Source organism: Variovorax sp. M-6, from assembly GCF_052114385.1.
Classification (GTDB): domain Bacteria; phylum Pseudomonadota; class Gammaproteobacteria; order Burkholderiales; family Burkholderiaceae_C; genus Variovorax.
Genome location: NZ_JBFREQ010000102.1, coordinates 1 through 935, shown reverse-complemented (window position 1 = coordinate 935; position 935 = coordinate 1). Strand labels below are relative to the sequence as shown.

The following is a 935-nucleotide window of genomic DNA, read 5'->3' as shown; positions in this document are numbered from 1 at the left end:
TTCTTGCCGTTGGCCGTGGCCGGGAACAGGATGTGGCTGTAGTTCTTCGCGATCGCGAGCACCTGGGCGGCGACGTTCTCCGCCAGGTTCTCGGCCAGGCTCGGGCTGTCGGCGACGATCACCTTGGCCACGCCCACCACCTGGGCGGCAGCCTTGGCGGCATCGGCCGCATTGGCGCCGGCCACCAGCACATGGACGTCGCCGCTGGCGCAGGCAAGGCCCGCGGTCACGGTGTTGAGGGTCGCCGGCTTGAGCGTGGCGTGGTCGTGTTCGGCAATTACAAGTACGGTCATGTCGTTCTTTCTAGTCAGTTGGGGACAGAGCTTGCGCTTTGCGCTGCGGTCTGTCCCGCAAGCTTTTCAGATTACCTTGGCTTCGTTCTTCAGCTTCTCGACCAGCGTCGCCACGTCGGGCACCTTGATGCCGGCACCGCGCTTCGGCGGCTCGCTGACCTTCAGCGTCTTCAGGCGCGGCTTCACATCCACGCCCAGGTCTTCCGGCTTGACCGTGTCCAGCTGCTTCTTCTTGGCCTTCATGATGTTGGGCAAGGTGACGTAGCGCGGCTCGTTCAGGCGCAGGTCGGTGGTGATCACCGCCGGCAGCGAGAGGGAAATGGTCTCCAGGCCGCCGTCGACTTCACGCGTCACGTTGACCTTGTCGCCCGCCACTTCGACCTTCGAGGCGAAGGTGGCCTGCGGCAGATTGGCCAGCGCCGCCAGCATCTGGCCGGTCTGGTTGGCGTCGTCGTCGATCGCCTGCTTGCCCAGAATGATGAGGCTCGGCTGTTCCTTGTCGACCAGCGCCTTCAGCAGCTTGGCCACTGCCAGGGGCTGCAGCTCCTCGGTGGTCTCCACCAGGATGGCGCGGTCGGCGCCGATCGCCATCGCCGTGCGCAGGGTCTCCTGGCACTTGGCGTCGCCGCACGAGACCGCGAT

At 65.6% G+C, this 935-nt stretch carries 1 protein-coding gene and 1 pseudogene; both read right to left on the bottom strand.

Translation table 11 applies throughout. From position 1 onward, the window contains the following. Nucleotides 1-293: pseudogene (locus AB4Z46_RS35315) on the bottom strand (electron transfer flavoprotein subunit alpha/FixB family protein); the annotation flags it as partial. Nucleotides 294-359: 66 nt separating this feature from the next. Continuing rightward, nucleotides 360-935 (bottom strand): electron transfer flavoprotein subunit beta/FixA family protein (locus AB4Z46_RS35310; RefSeq protein WP_442288209.1); only part of this gene is annotated, 576 nt, incomplete at its 5' end.